20 protein-coding genes are annotated in these 17563 nt (G+C 34.9%); 11 read left to right on the plus strand and 9 right to left on the minus strand.

Features of this window, described 5'->3' with window-relative positions:
* Positions 1-7 precede the first annotated feature (7 nt).
* Positions 8-958, minus strand: a complete 951-nt coding sequence (locus RNZ47_RS13310; protein ID WP_311941020.1) for a glycosyltransferase family 2 protein — start codon at positions 956-958, stop codon at positions 8-10.
* 41 nt (positions 959-999) lie between these two features.
* Positions 1000-1530: a DUF4199 domain-containing protein gene (locus RNZ47_RS13315; protein ID WP_311941024.1), complete on the minus strand. Its 531-nt coding sequence runs from the start codon at positions 1528-1530 to the stop codon at positions 1000-1002.
* A 158-nt stretch (positions 1531-1688) separates the two neighbouring features.
* Between RNZ47_RS13315 and RNZ47_RS13320 the strand changes: the two genes are divergently transcribed.
* From RNZ47_RS13320 to mtaB, 6 genes are all read left to right on the plus strand, one after another.
* The gene (locus tag RNZ47_RS13320; protein ID WP_311941027.1) at positions 1689-1940 is read left to right on the plus strand and encodes a type B 50S ribosomal protein L31; all 252 of its coding nucleotides are present in this window, start codon (positions 1689-1691) and stop codon (positions 1938-1940) included.
* A 165-nt stretch (positions 1941-2105) separates the two neighbouring features.
* Complete coding sequence (locus RNZ47_RS13325) at positions 2106-3281, plus strand: GlmU family protein (protein WP_311941030.1); 1176 nt, start codon at positions 2106-2108, stop codon at positions 3279-3281.
* Positions 3282-3363: 82 nt separating this feature from the next.
* The gene (locus tag RNZ47_RS13330) at positions 3364-4278 is read left to right on the plus strand and encodes a TolB family protein (protein WP_311941033.1); all 915 of its coding nucleotides are present in this window, start codon (positions 3364-3366) and stop codon (positions 4276-4278) included.
* Positions 4279-4317: 39 nt separating this feature from the next.
* Positions 4318-4638, plus strand: a complete 321-nt coding sequence (locus RNZ47_RS13335; protein WP_311941035.1) for a hypothetical protein — start codon at positions 4318-4320, stop codon at positions 4636-4638.
* 177 nt (positions 4639-4815) lie between these two features.
* A complete protein-coding gene (locus RNZ47_RS13340) occupies positions 4816-5547 on the plus strand; it encodes a lysoplasmalogenase family protein (RefSeq protein WP_311941037.1) in 732 nt (243 codons plus the stop codon).
* 144 nt (positions 5548-5691) lie between these two features.
* On the plus strand, positions 5692-7017 hold the full coding sequence (mtaB, locus tag RNZ47_RS13345) for a tRNA (N(6)-L-threonylcarbamoyladenosine(37)-C(2))-methylthiotransferase MtaB (protein ID WP_311941041.1): 1326 nt from the start codon (positions 5692-5694) through the stop codon (positions 7015-7017).
* A gap of 82 nt (positions 7018-7099) precedes the next feature.
* On the opposite strand, the gene RNZ47_RS13350 is transcribed toward mtaB, so the two are convergent.
* On the minus strand, positions 7100-7396 hold the full coding sequence (locus RNZ47_RS13350) for an N-acetyltransferase (protein WP_311941044.1): 297 nt from the start codon (positions 7394-7396) through the stop codon (positions 7100-7102).
* A gap of 114 nt (positions 7397-7510) precedes the next feature.
* Here RNZ47_RS13350 and RNZ47_RS13355 point away from each other — a divergent pair, with 114 nt between their 5' ends.
* Genes RNZ47_RS13355 through cls form a run of 3 tightly spaced genes read left to right on the plus strand, consistent with a single transcriptional unit; the run spans position 7511 to position 10598 of the window.
* On the plus strand, positions 7511-8176 hold the full coding sequence (locus tag RNZ47_RS13355; RefSeq protein WP_311941047.1) for an alpha/beta hydrolase family protein: 666 nt from the start codon (positions 7511-7513) through the stop codon (positions 8174-8176).
* A gap of 34 nt (positions 8177-8210) precedes the next feature.
* Positions 8211-9140, plus strand: coding sequence for a lytic transglycosylase domain-containing protein (locus RNZ47_RS13360; RefSeq protein WP_311941050.1), 930 nt, complete (start codon positions 8211-8213; stop codon positions 9138-9140).
* Complete coding sequence (cls, locus tag RNZ47_RS13365; RefSeq protein ID WP_311941053.1) at positions 9141-10598, plus strand: cardiolipin synthase; 1458 nt, start codon at positions 9141-9143, stop codon at positions 10596-10598.
* Here the strand turns inward: cls and RNZ47_RS13370 are convergent.
* A complete protein-coding gene (locus tag RNZ47_RS13370; RefSeq protein WP_311941056.1) occupies positions 10595-11170 on the minus strand; it encodes a tetratricopeptide repeat protein in 576 nt (191 codons plus the stop codon). The genes cls and RNZ47_RS13370 overlap by 4 nt on opposite strands.
* Before the next feature lie 300 nt (positions 11171-11470).
* On the opposite strand from RNZ47_RS13370, the gene rpmH reads away from it, so the two are divergent.
* Both rpmH and carB read left to right on the plus strand, forming a co-directional pair.
* Positions 11471-11632, plus strand: a complete 162-nt coding sequence (gene rpmH, locus RNZ47_RS13375) for a 50S ribosomal protein L34 (RefSeq protein WP_311941059.1) — start codon at positions 11471-11473, stop codon at positions 11630-11632.
* Positions 11633-11743: 111 nt separating this feature from the next.
* Positions 11744-14596, plus strand: coding sequence for a carbamoyl-phosphate synthase large subunit (gene carB, locus RNZ47_RS13380; protein ID WP_311941062.1), 2853 nt, complete (start codon positions 11744-11746; stop codon positions 14594-14596).
* A gap of 148 nt (positions 14597-14744) precedes the next feature.
* On the opposite strand, the gene RNZ47_RS13385 is transcribed toward carB, so the two are convergent.
* From RNZ47_RS13385 to RNZ47_RS13405, 5 genes are read right to left on the minus strand one after another with little or no spacing between them, the layout of a single operon-like run.
* Positions 14745-15290: a YceI family protein gene (locus tag RNZ47_RS13385; protein WP_311941067.1), complete on the minus strand. Its 546-nt coding sequence runs from the start codon at positions 15288-15290 to the stop codon at positions 14745-14747.
* Between the two features lie 35 nt (positions 15291-15325).
* The gene (locus RNZ47_RS13390; protein WP_311941069.1) at positions 15326-15685 is read right to left on the minus strand and encodes a hypothetical protein; all 360 of its coding nucleotides are present in this window, start codon (positions 15683-15685) and stop codon (positions 15326-15328) included.
* A 9-nt stretch (positions 15686-15694) separates the two neighbouring features.
* Positions 15695-16567, minus strand: coding sequence for a DUF5777 family beta-barrel protein (locus tag RNZ47_RS13395; RefSeq protein WP_311941072.1), 873 nt, complete (start codon positions 16565-16567; stop codon positions 15695-15697).
* A 6-nt stretch (positions 16568-16573) separates the two neighbouring features.
* Entirely contained in the window at positions 16574-17146 is a 573-nt protein-coding gene (locus tag RNZ47_RS13400) for a T9SS type A sorting domain-containing protein (RefSeq protein ID WP_311941076.1), read from the minus strand.
* A gap of 14 nt (positions 17147-17160) precedes the next feature.
* Positions 17161-17559 carry an OB-fold protein gene (locus RNZ47_RS13405; protein WP_376717826.1) on the minus strand — a complete coding sequence of 133 codons (399 nt, stop codon included), beginning with the start codon at positions 17557-17559 and terminating at the stop codon, positions 17161-17163.
* Positions 17560-17563: the final 4 nt, after the last annotated feature.

A 17563-nucleotide genomic window follows, 5' to 3' on the forward strand; every position in this document is an offset into this window, starting at 1 on the left:
TAATATTTTAATTAAAATTCAATTCGTCTTTAATTAAATAGCGTTTTTTATTTTGCTTGGTACGTAAAATAATTTCGCCTAAAAAACCAGCAACAAAAAACTGGGTGCCAATTATCATTGTAGAAAGTGCTAGGTAAAATTGGGGGCGTTGGGTAATGAGTCGGCCCATGGGGTTTAAAAACAATTTGTCTATGCCTAAATAAATGGCAAAGCCAAAGCCAATGGCAAACATAATAAACCCTAAGGCACCAAATAAATGCATGGGGCGTTTACCAAAGCGCGACAAAAACCAAATGGTTATTAAATCTAAAAAACCGTGTACAAACCGGTTCATTCCAAATTTGGTTTCGCCATACTTTCTGGCTTGATGCTGAACTATTTTTTCGCCAATTTTTGAAAATCCTGCGTTTTTGGAAAGCACGGGGATATAGCGGTGCATTTCGCCATTAACATCAATGTTTTTTACAACATCCAGTTTGTAGGCCTTAAGACCGCAATTAAAATCGTTCAATTTTACACCCGAGGTTTTTCTGGCGGCCCAATTGAATAATTTTGACGGTAAATTTTTTGCTAACACCGAATCGTAGCGTTTCTTTTTCCAGCCCGAAACCAAATCGAAACCATCGTTTACAATCATATTGTACAGCTCGGGAATTTCATCTGGATTATCTTGTAAATCGGCATCCATGGTAATAACCACATCGCCTTGGGCTTTTTCAAAACCTGCGTGCAATGCTTGAGATTTTCCGAAGTTTTTTAAAAACCGAATGCCTTTTACTTGGTTATTTTGGTTAGATAGCTGGCTGATAATTTGCCAAGAATCATCGGTACTGCCATCGTCGATAAAAATGATTTCATACGAAAAATGATTGGACTGCATAACTTTAGCAATCCAATCATTTAATTCTGTTAGAGATTCTTGTTCGTTAAGTAGTGGTATAACTACAGATATATTCATTTATAAATTTCAAAATTATTTTCACTTCAAAAATACTGAAATTATGCTTCGTCTGGATTATTTTTTTTAACAACCAAAGCCACAATTAATCCAACAAGACTATAGCCAATAAGCTGAAATGCCAAAGATTGCAAAACCTTGCCCATGGCAAACATGCTTTCATCGGCTTCCATTTTTTCTACGGTTTCGGCAATAGCTTCTTCCGGTGCGCCAAAATTACGCATCATTTCAACAGTTGAATCCAATATTTTTTCTTTTAAAGCGACTGCTGCATCCGGGTCAATAAAATTAAAAATTAAAATACTCACCACGGTACTTATAGCTAAACCTAATGCTACTGTAATAAAATATGAAGTAAAAGCTTCTTTATAACTTATAAACCCGTTTAAAGCACCTCTGGATTTCATTGAAGATATAATCCCGAAAATGATAATTATAATGAGCATGCCAATACCAAACCACCATTTAGTAAATAAATCGAGGTTTACATAACCCAATAAGGTTAATAGCGATAAGACAATACCTAAATACAAACCGTAATTTGTAGCAACAGATTTAATAGATTTTTCCATAATATTTTGTTTAATTTGTTAGTTGATTAGTTAGTATTCAAAGATAACAAAACGTTACATTTTTAATACGAATAAAAAATATTAAAAAGTATTGTGCATTTGTAAAAAATGCGTAAATTTGCAGCTCGAAAATTATAAAGAATAAAAAGCGTTTAGCGATGAGAAAAGGTATACATCCAGAAAATTATAGATTAGTAGCATTTAAAGACATGTCTAACGATGATGTGTTTTTAACTAAATCTACTGCAGTTACTAATGAAACTTTAGAGGTTGATGGCGTAGAATATCCGCTTGTAAAAATGGAGATTTCAAGAACATCTCACCCATACTATACCGGTAAATCTAAATTGATAGATACTGCTGGTCGTATTGATAAATTTAAAAACAAATACGCTAAGTTTAAAAAATAAATTTAGCCGAATACATATTTAAAAGCCTTTCAAAATTGTTGAAAGGCTTTTTTTGTGCGCATAGGTGTTCTCGAACACAACGATAAGCTACTGTTTTACTAGGTAAAATGAGATACAACTTTTTGATGTAATGTTTATATTTGGCGTCTAAAAAATAAATTAAAGATGAACTACATTCTATTTGATGGTCCTTCGCGTATTAATTTATTACCGTTTACCTTTACAAGGCCTGTTGCAGATATTAGAGTAGGTATTTTAACCATTCGCGAAAAATGGGAAACCTATTTGGGCTCAACAATAACAACGGTAACCGAAGATTATTTGTCGGATAAATACCCGATGGTGGAAATGGACGAGAATGTTATGATAAACGCCTCCTATCTGCCAAACGAGACCTTAGTGTATCTGGTTGAAAATTTAAAGGAAAACCAAGCTATTTTTGATGGTGAATCCGTGGTTGCCTTTTATGCCAAAGATACCCAAGAAGATATAGATTTTGATACATACGAATCTGTTGAGCTTAATAGCGATGTTATAAAAATAGAGCACACTTGGGATATTTTTTCTAAAAACGGAGAAGCTATTCAAGAGGATTTTAACATAGTTACAAAAAACAGGAAATCCCAACCCATTTCGTCTACAAACAACATTGTGGCACCTGAACATATTTTTATAGAAGAAGGTGCCACCGTAGAATTTGCAACCCTTAACGCAAGCCTTGGACCCATATATATAGGTAAAGATGCTGTAATTATGGAAGGGGCACTTATTCGCGGTCCGTTGGCATTGTGCGATAGGGCCGGAATAAAAATGGGCACCAAAATTTATGGACCAACAACCATTGGACCTTGTAGTAGAGTAGGCGGGGAAATTAAAAATTCCGTGATTTTTCAAAACTCCAATAAAGGGCACGAAGGTTATTTGGGAAACTCGGTAATAGGTGAGTGGTGTAATTTAGGCGCCGACACCAATAACTCCAATCTTAAAAATAATTATGCCGAAGTACGCCTGTGGGATTACGAAACGGAAGGCTTTGCGAAAACCGGATTACAGTTTTGCGGACTCATGATGGGCGACCATAGTAAATGTGGCATAAACACCATGTTTAACACAGGAACCGTTGTTGGCGTTAACGCCAATATTTACGGTAGTGGTTTCCCAAGAAATTTTATTCCGAGTTTCAGTTGGGGCGGAAATGCCGGTTTTATAACTTATAAGCTTCCTAAAGCTATTGAAGTTGCCAAAGTGGTTATAAGTAGAAAAAATTTAGAATTCACGGAAAAAGACGAAGCCATATTCGAACACATTTTCGAAGAAACCAAAAAGTTCAGAAGAGATTAGTATAGTAATATACTGAAGTGGTGACTAGCTCTCAATAGGTTTAAATTCAAAATATTATATTTGTTTTTAAACCTTTTTTTTAATGAAGTTATTCTGCTATCTCGTCTTATTTGTTGGCTGCTTTGGGTTTTCCCAAACTGAAAGATATGAGATAACCAATTTAGAAATAAATAACGAGCACCCGCATTATGGATTGATGTGCGCCAGTGCCAACACAATTATTTTCACAACCTATTTTTTAACGAAAAAAGGAAAAGTAAAAAAGGTTTCAAGAAACACCGTACTCGCCATTTTTCAAGGTGAATTATCTGAAAACGGACAAATAATTAATATTTACCCCATTGGTGTTGATGCCAAATACGGTATTACGCGCATTACAAGTGCTGCGATATCACCTAACGGAAAGCAGCTCTTTTTAACTACAAATTATAGTGATAAAGACAGGCCGTCAGGCAGTTTTAAAGACACCAATTTTCATATAAAAGTAGGCGAGTATAATGAGGCTTTAGGTTGGACAAACTTTAAAGTGCTGCCCTTTTGCAACCCAAAATTTTCGTATGCGCATCCCAGTTTAAGTGCCGATGGCAAAACCCTTTATTTTACTGCCAATATTAGAGGAGGCAAGGAAACCACAAAAGGCGGATCGGATATTTTTAAGGTTGATGTTTTAGAAAACGGAAATTATAGCGAACCTAAAAATTTGGGCAGTAAAGTAAACTCGTATAGCAAGGAAATGTTTCCGTTTATAAGTGCAGATAATACCTTGTATTTTGCGTCAAACCGACCAAACGGTTATGGCGGATTCGATATTTACAAAAGCACAATGAATGCCGATGGTGCATTTTTAAAAGCCATAAAAATGCCAAAACCCATAAATAGCAATAAGGACGATTTTTCCTTTATAATTGACGCCCAAAACAAAACGGGTTACTTTTCATCAAAAAGAAATGAAGGAAAAGGCGATGATGATGTTTATTTCTTCACGATAAATCGATAATAGCTATATTTAGAAATTAATATAAAACCCAAGATTAGAATGTTAGGAATTTTACTTATTTATTTTATTGGAAAAAGATTTTATGATTTATCGGTAGACTATCAGCAAAATAAATGGCTGTATGCTATATTAAGTGTTGTTGTTTATTACACAGGAACTTTTTTGGCTGGATTAATTTTAGGAGTTTTAATTGCGTTAGGCATCATGGATTTAGACCCTGAAAACACCTTTGTTATTAGTATAATTACTGTACCATTTGGATTGGGCTTCGTGTACTTGTTTTATATTTTATTAGAAAAAAAATGGAAAAAAACAGTTGTCGTTATTAAAGATGAAATAAATGATATTGGAAAACACTAATGAATTAATTTTCTTATTTCCTTTTTTCATAAAAAAACGTATTAATTGTAAGCATAAAGACTAGCTGTAGCCTAAACAAATTGAAAGAAAAAGATCTTACTATATTTATTTTACTACAAATTAGATTGTAATCGGTATTTTTGTTATTTTCGTCGACATTCATCATTGCCCCAAATAATGATAAAACGTGTTTTTTTAAACCATAAACAATTTGCATTGCTCTATTTTATCGTGTTGTCAATCGATATTGTTGTGAAGCTAAATTGTGCTCAGTTTCCCTATAGGTTTATGTCTAAGCCTTGGGTAATTATAATTTTATTGGGGTATTTTTATTTCAATTTAATTAATAAAAATGATACAAAGCACAAAATGGTATTTTGGGCATTATTATCGTTTCTTTTAGGCGATTTAATTATCTTGTTAAAAGGAGATAGCGTTGTTCTTTTAGGTATAACCATCGCTTTTTTTACAGCGGCTAAATTGTTTTTAAGTTATACATTCTCCCATAACAAAGATTTTAGCGTTTCAAGGCTAATCCCCTTTACTTCAATTTTGTTTGTTTATACCGTTTTTATGACGTGGTTTCTTTATGATGACCTCAAAGCTTTTTTTGTGCCTGCATTGATTTCCTTCTTTATATCTTTACTCATGCTTCAATTTGCTTTTTTAAGACAAGTTGTATTCAATAAAAAGAGTTTTAAATGTGTTTTTATTGGTGTATTGTCTTATGTAGCGAGCGAAGGCTTGCAGGCCGTTCAGTTGTTTAAAGGCATGTTTCCTCTGCAGGAGTTTTTAAGTACGCTGTTTTATGGGTTTGGATTGTATGCTATAGTTTTCGGTATTTTAAACGAAAAAGAAATCGAGCAAGAACAGGTAGAAAAATTTGATGATAAAATTAATGTTTTATAGTTGGCGCATAGCTCAATAAAGCCACGGCATTTTCTTTAAACCCTTCCATTTTTCAATATAATATTTTAGTTGTAAATTTGCAGTCTTTTAATAGAAACAGGTTATATAACAAGGTTTTCCATTTGTGAAAATCAAAATAGATACATGAAAAATAAAGTCGCGTTTTATACTTTAGGTTGTAAACTAAATTTTTCGGAAACTTCAACCATTGCCAGAAATTTTACCGATGAAGGTTTTAACCGTGTCGATTTTTCTGAAAAAGCCGATATATATGTTATCAATACCTGTTCGGTTACCGAAAATGCCGATAAGCGTTTTAAAACCATTGTAAAGCAAGCCCAAAAAGCAAACCCCGAGGCTTTTGTTGCTGCGGTGGGCTGTTATGCCCAACTTAAACCACAAGAATTGGCCGATGTTAACGGTGTGGATTTGGTGCTTGGTGCTACCGAAAAATTCAAGATTACCGATTACTTAAACGATTTGTCGAAAAACGATTTTGGCGAAGTGCATTCCTGCGAAATTGAAGATGCCGATTTTTATGTGGGTAGTTATTCAATGGGCGACAGGACCCGTGCTTTTTTAAAAGTACAAGATGGTTGCGATTATAAATGTACCTATTGCACCATTCCGTTGGCTCGTGGTATTTCACGTAGCGATGCTTTGGAAAACGTGTTGAAAAATGCAAAAGACATTGCAAAGCAAAACATTAAAGAGATTGTTTTAACGGGCGTTAATATTGGCGACTACGGTAAAGGTGAATTTGGCAATAAAAAACACGAGCACACTTTTTTGGATTTGGTTACCGAGTTGGATAAAGTTGAAGGCATCGAGCGTTTGCGCATCTCATCAATCGAGCCTAACCTTCTAAAGAACGAAACCATCGATTTGGTTTCAAAATCCAGGGCTTTTGTGCCTCATTTTCATATTCCCTTACAATCGGGAAGCAATGCGATTCTAAAAAAAATGAAACGTCGTTACATGCGCGAATTGTATATTGATCGGGTTTCAAAAATAAAGGAAGTAATGCCGCATGCCTGTATTGGTGTTGATGTTATTGTTGGATTTCCGGGTGAAACCGACGACCATTTTTTAGAAACCTATAATTTCTTGACCGAGTTGGATATTTCGTATTTACATGTATTTACGTATTCTGAACGCGATAATACCGAAGCTGCAGAAATGGAAGGCGTAGTGCCTATGAATGTAAGGAGTAAGCGCAGTAAAATGTTACGTGGTTTATCGGTAAAAAAGCGTCGTGCCTTTTATGAAAATCAGATAGGAAGCCGTAGAACCGTTTTGTTTGAAAGCGAAAATAAAGATGGTTATATTCATGGGTTTACAGAAAATTACATTAAAGTAAAAACGCCTTGGAACCCAGAATTGGTAAATACGCTGCACCAGATTAAACTCACCAAAATTGATGAGGATGGTTTGGTAAGGTTTGAATTTGAAAAAGAACTTATAGTTTGATAAACAAAAAAAAATCCGAAGCCTAAACTTCGGATTTCATATTTTTCTAACTTCTAACTTCTAACTTCTAACTTCTAACTTTCTATATCCTCACGCCAACCGGAAGCATGCGTTTGTATTTTCTATTGCTTCTTACAAACTTAGCAATTTCAGGGCTTGTTGGAACTACGCTTAAATTGCGTTCTTGAATTTGATCAAAAACAAGGGTCAAAAATTCTTTTTTAAAATTTTCGTCTTTTATACCTTCAGGAATAATAAGTTTGGTTAAAAAAATCTTTCGTTCTTGTAAGGAATATTCAATTTTTGCCAAATGGTCATCAATTTTAATTTCATATTGACGTAAAAAATCATTGTCAATTAATTCTGCAGTATCAACCATAATGTATTAATTTAATTTCTTAGGAATTTCTAAAATAGCGAGCACTATTTCATAACTTTGTGCAAAAGTACGAAAAATTTCGTTACCATCAACAGTATTAAAGGTTAAAACCTTATGGGTCAAGAGATAATACCAGTGTATTTTATGCCGGGAATGGCTGCAAGTCCTAAAATTTTCGAGCATATCAAGTTGCCGGAAAATCAGTTTGAAATACATTATTTAGAGTGGATGATTCCTTTAAAAAACGAATTATTGAGCGCGTATGCATTGCGGCTTTCAAATTGTATTAATCATGACAATGTTGTATTGCTGGGCGTGTCGTTTGGAGGCGTTTTGGTGCAAGAAATGGCAAAGCACATCAGTGTTAGAAAACTCATTATTGTATCGAGTGTAAAATCCATGCGCGAATTGCCAAAACGCATGCTTATCACCAAAGCCACAAAAGCCTATAAGTTAATACCAACACAACTTGCCAGCAATATTGATGCCTTTGCTAAACTCGCTTTTGGCGGCAATATAAATAAACGCTTGGAGCTTTATAAAAAATATTTATCGGTAAATGACAGTACATATTTAAGTTGGGCCATAGAAAATATGGTGCGTTGGAATCAAAAAGATTCCGACCCCAAAATAATACATATCCATGGCGATAACGACCCGGTATTTCCATTAAAAAATATTAAACAATGTATTATCATAAAAGGCGGTACGCATATTATGATTATTAATAAATATAAGTGGTTTAATGAAAATTTACCTCGTATAATTTTAGAAACCTAATCCTTTTTTTTACCTTTAGAAAAACTTTTTAAAAATGAAGATAATACAGAAAGCACTTGCGTTTGTAGGATTATTAAGTTTATGCGGATTATTTATTTATGCCCTACAAGATGCTCCCACCGATGAAAATTTTGAAACCAAATTAATAAACGATTATAATGTTTATGCACTTCAAGTTCCAGACGATTTGAATTTTGCTGGCGAACCAATGCCCTTACAAAATCCAGATATTTTAGAGCGTATGGACAGAGAGTTGTTGGTTAACACCTATTGGCAATCTAACGGGTTGTTAATGTTTAAACGCTCTAAAAAATACTTCCCGATTATTGAGCCTATTTTGGCAAAACACGGTATTCCAGACGATTTTAAGTATTTGGCAGTTATTGAAAGCGGATTAACAAACGCTGTGTCGCCTGCTGGAGCGCGAGGTGTTTGGCAAATCATGAAAGCTACCGGAAGAGAAAACGGGTTAGAAATTAATGCAAATGTTGACGAGCGCTATAACCTGGAAAAGGCCACCGAAGTAGCTTGTAAATATTTAAAAAACTCTAAAGAGAGATTAGGGTCTTGGACACTAGCTGCTGCTGCCTATAACGGAGGAAACGCGGGCATGTCTCGACGTTTAAAAGCACAAAATGTCAATAATTACTACGATTTATTATTGGGCGAAGAAACAGGTCGTTACCTCTTTAGAATTGTTGCTTTAAAAGAAATTTTATCAAATCCGGATAAATACGGCTTTAATTTTAGAGAAAAGGATTTGTACAAAAACATACCAACTTACCAGGTAGAAGTGGATACGGCGGTTGCCGATTTTTCAAAATTCGCGCAAGATTTTGGTATCAATTACAAAATATTAAAACTGCATAACCCATGGTTGCGTGAGCCGCATCTTAACAACAGTTCCAGAAAACTGTATAAGATTGAAATTCCTAAAGCCGGCGTCTACCAGACCGGTCCTTAAATGCTCAATTTTATAAAAGAAAACATTTGGTATTTACTCATTATAGTCAATTATATATTAGCTATATCTGCAGTAATTACCATTTTTTTTAAACGTATAAATCCAACCAAAACACTATCTTACATTATCGTTTTGGTGTTCTTCCCGTTTTTGGGATTGTTGGTTTATTATCTTTTTGGGCAAGAATATCGGAAAAATAAAATTTTTAGCAGAAAGCATATTCTCAATAAAAGTGTTATAAAATCCATCAATAAGGAATTAGAGTTTAGCAAAGCGGAAATTAAAAAGGTAGACAACTATTTAGACGATAAAGTAAAACTGGTAAAGTTGCTTTATGAAAGCGATGATGAGCCTTTAACTTTAAAAAATAAGATTGCAATCCTCAAAAATGGCGATGCTAAATTCAAACATCTTTTAGACGATTTAAAAAATGCTGAACATCACATTCATTTAGAATATTATATTGTTAAAGATGATGATATTGGAACGCAGGTGTTAAATGTACTTTGCGAAAAAGCCGAAGCTGGCTTAAAGGTGAGATTGATTTACGATGATGTTGGTAGCAAAATATCAACCCAAATGAAGCGTAAACTATCCAGTTCTGGAGTAAAACACCATCCGTTTATGCCCGTTCTTTTTTCCAAATTCACCGGGAAAATGAATTACAGAAACCACCGGAAAATAGCTGTTATAGATGGTAAAATAGGTTATGTTGGCGGTATTAATATTTCGGACGAATATCTTAACGAAAACGATAGTGACCGTTTTTGGCGCGACACCCATTTGCGTATCGAAGGTGAAGCTGTAAAATCGTTGCAAATCCATTTTTTGTCCACTTGGGATTTTGTTTCGGATGAGAAATTGGCAGTTTATAAAACGTTTTTTCCAGAGGTTGAAATGGAAAATGGCAACGTAGCTTTACAAATTGCTGCCAGTGGACCGGATACCGATTGGGCAAATATTATGGAAGTTATTTTTACAGCCATAGTTACGGCCAACGACTATATTTATATTACAACGCCTTATTTTGTGCCCAATGAGCAAATAATAACCGCTTTACAAATAGCTGCCAAAAGCGGTATTGATGTTAAGTTAATCATTCCCAAAAAATCAGATTCCTGGATTGTTAAACACGCCTCAAACTCGTACTTGGACGCCTTATTAAAAGCCGGTATTAAAGTGTATAAATACAACAAAGGTTTTATTCATGCGAAAACCATGGTGGTTGACGATATATTTTCTACCGTTGGCACATCAAATATGGATTACCGTAGCTTTAATATAAACTTCGAAATAAACTCTTTAATTTATGATGAAGCACAAAGCAAAATCATTAAAAAGCACTTTTTAGAAGATATGGAAAATAGTGATGAGGTAAATTACAATACGTATTTAAATCGCTCTAAATTCGAAAAATTAAAAGAATCATATTGCAGATTGTGGTCTCCGCTCATTTAACCTCTGCGTTTCTGCGCTCTTAAAGAGCCACCAGCTCCATAATGTTGATTTGGTCCTGCAGCGCGCTTCATATTTTGTTTCATCATTTTAATCTGATCGGTAAGCATGCCTTGTTTATCTAGTTTTTGAGCTTCAGATAATAATTTTTGGGCTTCTTGTTTTCTGCGTTTAGAAAATGCAATACCAGATAAATTCAATTTGGCCATGGCTAAATCATGATCCATGGATAAGCCTAACGAAATCGCCTTTTTAAAATACTTTTCGGCTTCATTCATATTACTTTGAGATACCATCAAACCGTGTAGATAATTGTAATACCCTTGTTGTTTTCTTACTAAAGCAGTCTCTGGATTTTTAATTTTGCTCAACCATTTTTTGGCGCCGTCAAAATCCTGTTTACGCAATCTTAAAAAAGCCAATAAAATAAATTCATTTTTAAAATATAAGAACACAAAAATTAATGATAACAAAATAAACATAATTCCATTACCAATATAACCTTCGGTGAACTGGTAAACGGCATAAGCAATAATACCCGCTGCAATAATTAGTTTTATAATTTTATTGTACATGATGCGTAATTTATAATAGATTTAGAAGCTTTTTTTTTTTTTTAAAATCTTTATTTGTTGTTTTGTAACTGCAAAGAAACTAAATTTTTATTAATAAAAGAACATAGGGCGGTAACAAAAACTAAGGGTTAGCCCAAATAAATAAAGGTGTGGCAAGCGTTTTAGCTTTAAAAAAATAAATTAAAAATATTTTAAAATAAGGTTTGTCAAAGTAATAAAGGCTTTGTATATTTGCCCTCGGTTTTTAGGGGAGCCTAATACATTATAAAAATTACAATTCAGATTTAAAGATATAAGATAATGAGTAAAAGAACATTTCAGCCATCTAAAAGAAAGAGAAAAAACAAGCATGGTTTTAGAGAAAGAATGGCTTCTGCTAACGGTAGAAAGGTATTAGCACGTAGAAGAGCTAAAGGAAGAAAAAAATTATCTGTGTCATCTGAAATTAGACATAAGAAATAATGATTAACAATTGTTGATAATAAAAAGGTGTTACTTAACGGTAACGCCTTTTTTTATATCTGCTAAACAGTATTTTTGTAACACTTTTAAATAAAACACAATACAAACAAAATGCCGAAAAACGAAACACTAAAATCTATTTTAATTATTGGTTCTGGTCCAATTATAATAGGACAAGCATGCGAATTTGATTACTCAGGATCTCAAGCACTACGATCGTTGAGGGAAGATGGGATTGAAACGGTATTGATTAATTCCAACCCAGCGACAATTATGACAGATCCTTCAATGGCCGACCATATTTATTTGTTGCCGCTTACCACAAAGTCACTTATAAAAATACTTAAAGAGCATCCGCAAATCGATGCTGTTTTACCAACTATGGGCGGACAAACGGCGTTAAATTTATGTATTGAAGCCGATGAAAAAGGAATTTGGGAAGATTTTGATGTTGAAATTATTGGTGTAGATATTGATGCCATTAATATTACCGAAGATAGAGAGCAGTTTAGAGAACTGATGCTAAAAATAGGTGTGCCCATGGCACCTCAAGCTACAGCAACATCGTATTTAAAAGGAAAAGAAATTGCACAAGAGTTTGGATTTCCGTTGGTAATTAGAGCGTCTTATACATTAGGTGGAGCGGGCGCATCTTTTGTGCACAAAGAAGAAGATTTTGATGAACTGTTAACTCGTGGTTTAGAAATTTCCCCAATCCACGAAGTGATGATTGATAAAGCACTAATTGGTTGGAAAGAGTACGAATTGGAGCTGCTTAGAGATGCCAATGATAACGTGGTTATTATATGTTCTATTGAAAATATGGACCCAATGGGCATTCATACCGGAGACTCCATTACGGTGGCACCAGCCATGACTTTAAGCGATAGAACTTACCAAAAAATGCGTGATATGGCCATCCACATGATGCGCAGTATTGGCGATTTCGCCGGTGGTTGTAATGTGCAATTTGCTGTGTCTCCGGATGAAAACGAAGATATTATTGCTATTGAAATCAATCCGCGTGTGTCGCGTTCTTCCGCTTTAGCGAGTAAAGCCACAGGATATCCCATTGCAAAAATTGCAGCTAAATTGGCGATAGGCTACCATTTGGATGAATTACAAAATCAAATTACAAAATCAACTTCGGCGCTGTTCGAGCCAACTTTAGATTATGTTATCGTAAAAATACCGCGTTGGAATTTTGATAAGTTTGAAGGCAGCGACAGAACCTTAGGGCTTCAAATGAAATCCGTTGGTGAGGTTATGGGTATTGGACGTTCGTTTCAAGAAGCACTCCATAAAGCCACACAGTCACTGGAGATTAAACGAAATGGTTTAGGTGCAGACGGAAAGGAAAATAAGAATTACGACCAAATCATCGAAAAGCTAACCTACGCATCTTGGGATCGTGTTTTTATAATTTACGACGCCATTCGCATGGGCATTCCGTTAAGTAGAATCCACGAAATCACAAAAATTGATATGTGGTTTTTAAAACAATATGAAGAGCTACATTTCCTTAACAACGAAATTTCAACCTTTACCATTGATACGATTCAAAAGGATTTATTGCTTGAAGCGAAACAAAAAGGCTATGGCGACCGCCAAATAGCACACATGTTGAATTGTTTAGAAAGTCAGGTTTATAATAAAAGGGAAGAACTTGGTATCAATCGCGTTTACAAATTGGTCGACACCTGTGCCGCAGAATTTGAAGCCAAAACACCTTATTACTATTCTACTTTTGAAAGCGATATGGAAACCGCCGATGGAAACCGTTTTGCGCACAATGAAAGTATTGTAACCGATAAGAAGAAAATCATTGTTTTAGGCTCTGGTCCTAATAGAATAGGGCAAGGGATTGAGTTCGATTATTGCTGTGTTCACGGGGTTTTAGCTGCTGCGGAATGTGGTTACGAAACCATTATGATTAACTGTAACCCAGAAACCGTTTCAACCGATTTTGATACGGCCGATAAGTTATATTTCGAACCTGTTTTTTGGGAACATATTTACGACATCATCAAGCATGAAAAGCCAGAAGGTGTTATTGTGCAATTAGGTGGGCAAACGGCTTTAAAGCTTGCAGAAAAACTCACCAAATACGGTATTAAAATTATAGGAACCAGCTTTGAATCGTTGGATTTAGCTGAAGATAGGGGGAATTTTTCAAAGTTGTTAAAAGCAAATGATATTCCTTATCCGCAATTTGATATTGCAACCACGGCCGATGAAGCTGCAGCCATTGCCGATGTTTTGGATTTCCCGATTTTAGTGCGTCCGTCTTATGTTTTGGGAGGGCAAGGCATGAAAATTGTGATTAATAAAGAAGAATTAGAAAAGCATGTGGTTGATTTGTTACGACGCATGCCTGGGAATCAGTTGCTTTTAGACCATTACTTGGATGGTGCCATTGAAGCCGAAGCGGATGCGATTTGCGATGGCGAGGATGTTTACATTATCGGGATTATGGAACATATCGAACCTTGTGGAATCCACTCGGGTGATAGTAATTCAACTTTACCGCCATTTAACATTGGCGAATTTGTGATGCAACAAATAAAAGACCACACTAAAAAGATTGCTTTGGCATTAAATACGGTTGGCCTGATAAACATTCAGTTTGCCATTAAAGACGATATCGTCTATATTATTGAAGCCAACCCAAGAGCTTCTCGTACCGTACCGTTTATTGCAAAGGCCTACGGCGAACCTTATGTAAATTATGCAACTAAAGTAATGTTAGGGGAGAAGAAGATTAAGGATTTTGTTTTTAATCCAAAATTAGAAGGTTTTGCCATTAAGCAGCCGGTGTTCTCTTTTAATAAGTTCCCTAATGTAAACAAAAAACTTGGTCCGGAAATGAAGAGTACAGGCGAAAGCATCTTGTTTATCGATAGTTTAAAAGACGACCAGTTTTACGATTTGTATTCGAGACGAAAAATGTATTTGAGTAAATAATAATTTGAATAAAAGAGGTTGTCTAAAAAGCCAATTTCTACCCTAAATGTCACATTGAGCGCAGTCGAAATGTTTTGGTTTTCAGAATATTAAAACTTCGACTGCGCTCAGTTTGACAGAGGGTAATCACTTTTCAGACAGCCTCTTTTTATTTCTTTTTCATATTAAATTCAAATGAAACCTCAATGGTTTCAGAAATTTTATTACTGACTATTTTAGGGATTTCAATATCAAAATCAGATGCTTTTGCTTTAAAGTTTCCCGATAAAATAATCATATCATTATCTTTTGAAATGGAGATGTTTAAAGCATCAAATGCTTTTGTTTTTCCGTGAAAATTCAGTTCGCCTTTTATGGTATAAAATGCTGTTTCAGTTTTCAAATCAACTATATTAAAATCCTTTATTTTCCCTTTAAAGGTAGCTTTTGGAAACTTATCCGATTCGGCATAGTTTTCATTAAAATGTTCTTCCATTAAAGCATTTTTAAAACGAAATCCTTTCACTAAGGCTAATGCTGCAAACTCGCCATTTTCAATGTTTATTATGGCTGTAACCAAGTTGTGGGATGCTTTAACTTCTTCAAAAGATGGCACTGAGGCTTCAAAATTCACCACTCCCGTTTTAGTTATGTATTTGGTCTGCGCAGACAAGCTAAAACAGATTAAAAACAATACGTAAATGGCATTTTTCATAACTATAAAATTACATTGTTATTAATGAGAAATCACTACTCCAGTAAGCCATCGGCTTGCCATTGTATGATTTCGTCAATTAGGTTTTGTGGCAACCTTGGCCCGCCCAATGGCATCGCTCCAGCTTCTCCTACTTGTTTTGAAATCCGACCAATTAAACCATTTATTTGAACGGCGTTTTTAACTTCGTTGTACGTGGTTAAGGAAATTGGCGCACCGTTTACTGGCGGATTGCTATGGCAAAAAATACAGTTGTTGTTAATGGTAGATTTTATATTGTTATAAGTAACCAAAGTAGGCAATGGCTGTGTATCAGTCAAGTCGTCGGTACTTGTGTGTGAGCACCCCAAGAGGATGAACGCCGTAAAAACTAATGTTATAAATACTTTTTTCATAACTGTGGGTTAAAATACTCTGCTTAGGTTAAATCCGAAATAGATATTGCCATCGCTCCAATCTCCAGTGCCTTGGCCTAAAAAACTATTGGTATTCATGCCTTGCGCATTGGTAAAATGCATTTGAAATACATGTCCGCCAGTTTCCAAATCCAAACCTATGGATAAAGGGTTTTTAAACGGCGAATTACTATCGCGGTTTAAGTGCCAGCCATAATCCATGTTTAAAGACCAGCGTTTACCCAGTTTGTACCTGCCACCAAAACCCAGAGCGAATTGTGAGTTGTCCTGATCACTTAATTTTACTTGGTTTTCATCATAAAACGAAGATGTTAGGTTATCGTGAAAAAAGGTTGGAGCCAATTCAACCGAAAAGTTGGTATTTAACTTTCTTGATATTAACACTTGAACCGTTTGGCCTAATCGGTGTTTAAACTTTAAAAGAGGCAAATTGCTTTTATCTAAACCCGTGTTGATTAAAAACGAATTATAGCCAACAACGGTAAATGGAAAACCGCTTTCAGTTTGCCTCAGCAATCTGTACTTTGCTGAAAACTCATAAATTTTCTGAAAAGAACTTCTGGAGGCTCCAATATTAAAACCATCTGAAATTCCGTAAACAAAATTTAAACGTGTTACCGCATCATCAAGACCAAAAAAGCTATCAAAACCATTTTCAATACTGCCAAACCGGTGCGCCACAATAAAGGTTAACTGTTTTTTTGCAACCAATTTGGTCGATTCAAAATTTACAATTTTCAATCCTTTAAATACTGCTGTTGCATATTGTATTCCCGTTGAATCGGTATTGATTTCATCCAATAAATCATCTTGGGAAAAACAAAATACAGGAAAGCAAAAAATTAAAAATACGAGTTTCATAAACTGTTATTGCTTTATAAAGCGTTTCGTGTGATTGATGCCTTCTGACGAGATTTTAACAAAGTACAATCCGTTGGTCAAACCTGAAATATCAACAGTGGTTTTTGTAATGGTATTTGAATAAAGTTGTTTGCCCAATAAATCGAAAACGCTAATAGTCCCCGTATTTAATCCTTTAGGAAGCTTAAATGAAATTACCGTATTTGCTGGGTTTGGAATAATTGCAAATCCTTTTAAACGAAAATCATCTACACTAAGCGCAGCTTCTACGGTTATGGTGCCCTTCATGGTTGACGGATGGAAATTACATTGATATGGATTTGAACCAGCTGCATTAAAGGTTTTAGAATATGTCGAATTGACTCCAGTTTTTGAACCACTATCAAAAGTCTCTGTACTTCCCGGTAAGCTAGATACGGTGTGAGGGGCACTGTCCGTCCACGTCCAAATAACAGTATCGCCTTCATCAATAGTTAAATCTAGGGTTCCAATACCAATTTCCCAATTAAGATTATGGGTGGTTTGAGCATGTGCACTTAACATTCCTAAAAACATTAAGGCGAGTAGTTTTGTTTTCATAATTGTAGTTTTAGTTAATTAATAATTGTGCATTGGTCTAACTTAACTTGCTCTAACAAATCATCGTAGCCAATGCAACGTCCTTTTACTTTAAGAGTTGTATTAATTTTTATCGATTGGTTTAACATGTCATTGAATTGACAAAAAACCAAGTCGTTTAAGGTTATGTTATTTTGGTTAACTTCGGTAACTATACCTAAGATTTCAATGGTTTTATTAAGGAATTTTTTTTCAGATTTAAGGGCGTCTTGCTTAAATTCATCACTAATGGATTGCGGTGTTGTAGTGTATTCGGCTTTTTCCGTTTCAATATCTCTATGGTCTTGATAGATGTATTGATAGCCCATAAACGCGCACAGGATTAATAGCACTATCAAAAAAAACCAATTGCGTTTATTTTTGCTACCAACCATTTTC

This window comes from Hwangdonia seohaensis (genome assembly GCF_031932625.1).
In the GTDB taxonomy this organism is placed as follows: Bacteria; Bacteroidota; Bacteroidia; order Flavobacteriales; family Flavobacteriaceae; genus Hwangdonia; species Hwangdonia seohaensis.

Coding starts and splice junctions, on each gene's coding strand:
- RNZ47_RS13310 (WP_311941020.1), bottom strand. CDS start 958: ATGAATATATCTGTAGTTATACCACTACTTAACGAACAAGAATCTCTA.
- RNZ47_RS13315 (WP_311941024.1), bottom strand. CDS start 1,530: ATGGAAAAATCTATTAAATCTGTTGCTACAAATTACGGTTTGTATTTA.
- RNZ47_RS13320 (WP_311941027.1), top strand. CDS start 1,689: ATGAGAAAAGGTATACATCCAGAAAATTATAGATTAGTAGCATTTAAA.
- RNZ47_RS13325 (WP_311941030.1), top strand. CDS start 2,106: ATGAACTACATTCTATTTGATGGTCCTTCGCGTATTAATTTATTACCG.
- RNZ47_RS13330 (WP_311941033.1), top strand. CDS start 3,364: ATGAAGTTATTCTGCTATCTCGTCTTATTTGTTGGCTGCTTTGGGTTT.
- RNZ47_RS13335 (WP_311941035.1), top strand. CDS start 4,318: ATGTTAGGAATTTTACTTATTTATTTTATTGGAAAAAGATTTTATGAT.
- RNZ47_RS13340 (WP_311941037.1), top strand. CDS start 4,816: ATGATAAAACGTGTTTTTTTAAACCATAAACAATTTGCATTGCTCTAT.
- mtaB (WP_311941041.1), top strand. CDS start 5,692: ATGAAAAATAAAGTCGCGTTTTATACTTTAGGTTGTAAACTAAATTTT.
- RNZ47_RS13350 (WP_311941044.1), bottom strand. CDS start 7,396: ATGGTTGATACTGCAGAATTAATTGACAATGATTTTTTACGTCAATAT.
- RNZ47_RS13355 (WP_311941047.1), top strand. CDS start 7,511: ATGGGTCAAGAGATAATACCAGTGTATTTTATGCCGGGAATGGCTGCA.
- RNZ47_RS13360 (WP_311941050.1), top strand. CDS start 8,211: ATGAAGATAATACAGAAAGCACTTGCGTTTGTAGGATTATTAAGTTTA.
- cls (WP_311941053.1), top strand. CDS start 9,141: ATGCTCAATTTTATAAAAGAAAACATTTGGTATTTACTCATTATAGTC.
- RNZ47_RS13370 (WP_311941056.1), bottom strand. CDS start 11,170: ATGTACAATAAAATTATAAAACTAATTATTGCAGCGGGTATTATTGCT.
- rpmH (WP_311941059.1), top strand. CDS start 11,471: ATGAGTAAAAGAACATTTCAGCCATCTAAAAGAAAGAGAAAAAACAAG.
- carB (WP_311941062.1), top strand. CDS start 11,744: ATGCCGAAAAACGAAACACTAAAATCTATTTTAATTATTGGTTCTGGT.
- RNZ47_RS13385 (WP_311941067.1), bottom strand. CDS start 15,290: ATGAAAAATGCCATTTACGTATTGTTTTTAATCTGTTTTAGCTTGTCT.
- RNZ47_RS13390 (WP_311941069.1), bottom strand. CDS start 15,685: ATGAAAAAAGTATTTATAACATTAGTTTTTACGGCGTTCATCCTCTTG.
- RNZ47_RS13395 (WP_311941072.1), bottom strand. CDS start 16,567: ATGAAACTCGTATTTTTAATTTTTTGCTTTCCTGTATTTTGTTTTTCC.
- RNZ47_RS13400 (WP_311941076.1), bottom strand. CDS start 17,146: ATGAAAACAAAACTACTCGCCTTAATGTTTTTAGGAATGTTAAGTGCA.
- RNZ47_RS13405 (WP_376717826.1), bottom strand. CDS start 17,559: ATGGTTGGTAGCAAAAATAAACGCAATTGGTTTTTTTTGATAGTGCTA.